Raw genomic sequence first — 3462 nt, 5'->3', positions numbered from 1 at the left:
CCAGCTGCACGCCGAAACCTGCCGCATGGCCAATGTGCTGAAGGCCAAGGGCGTCCAGAAGGGTGACCGGGTCACCATCTACCTGCCGATGATCCCCCAGGCCGCCGTGGCCATGCTGGCCTGCGCCCGCATCGGGGCGGTCCATTCGGTGATCTTCGGCGGCTTCTCCCCCGACAGCATCGCCGGCCGCATCCAGGACTGCGACTCCAAGATCGTCATCACCGCCGACGAGGGCCTGCGGGGCGGCAAGATCGTGCCGCTGAAGCGCAATGTCGACGAGGCCCTGGAGCAGTGCCCGGGCGTCACCGACGTCGTCGTGGTGCGCCGCACGCGGGCCGACGTGCCGATGAAGGAAGGCCGCGACGCCTTCTATTCGGACCTCAAGCAGAGCGTCTCCGACACCTGCGAACCCGAGCCGATGAACGCCGAGGACCCGCTGTTCATCCTCTACACCTCCGGCTCCACCGGTAAGCCCAAGGGGGTGCTGCACACCACCGGCGGCTACCTGGTGTGGGCGGCCCACACCCACGAGCTGGTCTTCGACTACAAACCCGGCGAGGTCTTCTGGTGCACCGCCGACGTGGGCTGGGTCACCGGCCACTCCTATGTGGTCTACGGACCCCTGGCCAACGCCGCCACCACGGTGATGTTCGAGGGCGTGCCCAACTATCCCACCAATTCCCGCTTCTGGGAGGTGATCGACAAACACAAGGTCAACACCTTCTACACCGCCCCCACCGCCATCCGCGCCCTGATGCGCGACGGCGACGCCCCGGTCCAGAAGACCTCGCGCAAGTCCCTGCGCCTGCTGGGCACGGTGGGCGAGCCGATCAATCCCGAGGCCTGGCTCTGGTACCACCGGGTGGTGGGGGACGGCCGCTGCCCCATCGTCGACACCTACTGGCAGACCGAGACCGGCGCCTGCCTGGCCTCCCCCCTGCCCGGCGCCACGCCGCTGAAGCCCGGCTCCTGCGCCCAGCCCCTGCCGGGGATCAAGTTCGAGCTGGTGGACGCCGAGGGCCAGACCCTGCACGGGGCCACCAGCGGCAACCTGGTGATCACCGACAGCTGGCCGGGCCAGATGCGCACCGTCTACGGCGACCATCAGCGCTTCTTCGACACCTATTTCTCCACCTATGCCGGTAAATATTTCACCGGCGACGGCTGCCGCCGGGACGAGGACGGCTATTACTGGATCACCGGCCGGGTGGACGACGTGATCAACGTCTCCGGCCACCGCCTGGGCACCGCCGAGATCGAGAGCGCCCTGGTGAGCAACGAGAACGTCGCCGAGGCCGCCGTGGTGGGCTTCCCGCACGACATCAAGGGCCAGGGGGTCTACTGCTTCGTCACCCTGAAGGCCGAGGTGGTCCCCACCGACATCCTGGAGGCCGAGCTCAAGGGCTGGGTCCGCCGGGAGATCGGGCCCTTCGCGGCGCCCGACGTGGTGCAGTTCGCGCCGGGCCTGCCCAAGACCCGCTCGGGCAAGATCATGCGCCGCATCCTGCGCAAGATCGCCGAGAACGACCTCTCCAACCTGGGGGACACCTCGACCCTGGCCGACCCGTCGGTGGTGGACGACCTGGTGAAGAACCGCGTCGGAAGCTGATCGGGACGTCATGAGCCCCGACCTGCCCGCCGCCCTGCGCCTCGCCGCCGACCGCCTGCTGGACGGCGTATCCCGCAAGGGCCTGGCCGAGCGGGCGGCGAAGATTTCCACCGGCTATCGCGGCGGCGAGACCTCCAAGGTGGTGGTCACCGACGAGGCCGACGCCATCGCCTATGTGCTGTCGCGCCTGCCCGCCACCTACGCCGCCGGCGCCTATGTGCTCGCGCAGGCCCGGCGGATGGCGCCGGACTTCGCCCCGGCCCGAGTGCTGGACGCCGGCGCCGGCCCCGGCGGGGCGAGCTGGGCGGCCCTGGAAACCTGGCCGGGCCTGGGATCGGTGACCCTGCTGGACTCCAGCCGCCCCTTCCTGGACATGGCCGCCAAGCTGGCCGCCGAGGGTCACGGGGCTCTGAAGGCCGCGAAATTCTTACGCGGCGACCTCACAGCGCCGGCTGCCGACTGGCCACAGGCCGACCTGGTGATCGCCAGCTACGCCCTGGCCGAGATCCCCGCGGCGCGCCAGGCGGACACCGTCTCGGCCCTGTGGAGCGCGACCGACGGGATGCTGGCCCTGGTCGAGCCCGGAACCCCGGACGGCTATCGCCGCATCCTGGCCGCCCGCGAGACCTTGATCGCGGCCGGCGCGACCCTGCTGGCCCCCTGCCCCCACGCCCTGGCCTGCCCGCTGACCCCGCCGGACTGGTGCCATTTCGTCCAGCGCCTGCCGCGGTCCCGCGACCATCGCCTGGCCAAGGGCGCCGACCTGCCCTTCGAAGACGAAAAATTTATCTACCTGGTCGCCGCCCAGCCCTCGGTGAGGGCCCAGACGCCCACCGCCCGCATCCTGGCCCCGCCGCGCACCGCCAAGCCCGCCATCACCTTCAAGCTCTGCACGCCGTCGGGGACCGCCGAGCTGGCCGAGGTCCCCCGCCGCGACAAGGCCGCCTACGCCTGGGCCCGGCGCCTCGACTGGGGCGACGCCCTTCCCTGACGGGAGGGGCCTGTGACAGACTGGACCCGCCGATCCATCACATTGCGTGATCGGTGAATTTTTAGCTTTTTCAAATTCCAAAATGGGAGGGCGACATGCCCATCAGCCGCGAAATCCACCTCATCGAGCGCCCCAAGGGCATGCCCACGGTCGACCAGTTCGCGGTCGTCGAAACCCAGGTTCCCGACGCCGCCGACGGCGAGGTGCTGGTGCAGAACCTGTACATGTCGGTGGACCCGGCCATGCGGCCGCGCCTGACCGCCGGCCAGGCCCTGGGCGAGGCCATGATGGGCGGGGCCCTGGGCCGCGTCGTCCAGTCCAAGACCCCCGACTTCGCGGTCGGCGACCTGGTCTCCAACCGACTGGGCTTCCGCGAATATTTCACCAGCGACGGCAAGGGCCTCACCAAGCTCACCCCCGATCCGGACCTCTCGCTGACCGTCCACATGCACGCCCTCGGCATGACCGGCTTCACCGCCTATGGCGGCCTGCTGCACATCGGCGCCCTGAAGGACGGTGAACAGGTCTTCGTCTCCACCGCCGGCGGGGCCGTGGGCTCGGTGGCCGCCCAGATCGCCAAGATCAAGGGCTGCTATGTCGTCGGCTCCACGGGCAGCGCGGAGAAGGCGGCCTGGCTGAAGGACGAGGTCGGTCTCGACGCCGTCATCAACTACAAGGACGCCCCGATCCGCGGCCAGCTGGAGGCCGCCACGCCCAAGGGGATCGACGTCTATTTCGACAATGTCGGCGGCGATCACCTGGAGGCGGCCCTGCGCCGCATGAACACGCTCGGCCGCATCCCGGTCTGCGGCTTCATCTCCGGCTACAATTCCGGCCACTCCAACGTCTCGAACCTGTCCAA

General features: G+C 69.5%; 3 protein-coding genes. All 3 read left to right on the top strand.

What is annotated here, in order from left to right; all coding sequences use genetic code 11:
• A partial coding sequence (acs, locus tag Q7T09_RS00360) for an acetate--CoA ligase (protein WP_304696966.1) occupies nt 1-1609 on the top strand: 1609 nt, incomplete at its 5' end.
• Between the two features lie 10 nt (nt 1610-1619).
• Nucleotides 1620-2600, top strand: a complete 981-nt coding sequence (locus Q7T09_RS00355; protein ID WP_304696965.1) for a small ribosomal subunit Rsm22 family protein — start codon at nt 1620-1622, stop codon at nt 2598-2600.
• 95 nt (nt 2601-2695) lie between these two features.
• The coding region (locus Q7T09_RS00350) for an NADP-dependent oxidoreductase (RefSeq protein ID WP_304696964.1) at nt 2696-3462 on the top strand (767 nt) is incomplete at its 3' end.

Origin of the sequence: Phenylobacterium sp. (assembly GCF_030645195.1) — a bacterium.
Lineage (GTDB): Bacteria > Pseudomonadota > Alphaproteobacteria > Caulobacterales > Caulobacteraceae > Phenylobacterium.
The sequence above is the reverse complement of the archived record's forward strand: the minus strand, read 5'-3'. Positions and strand labels throughout refer to the sequence as shown.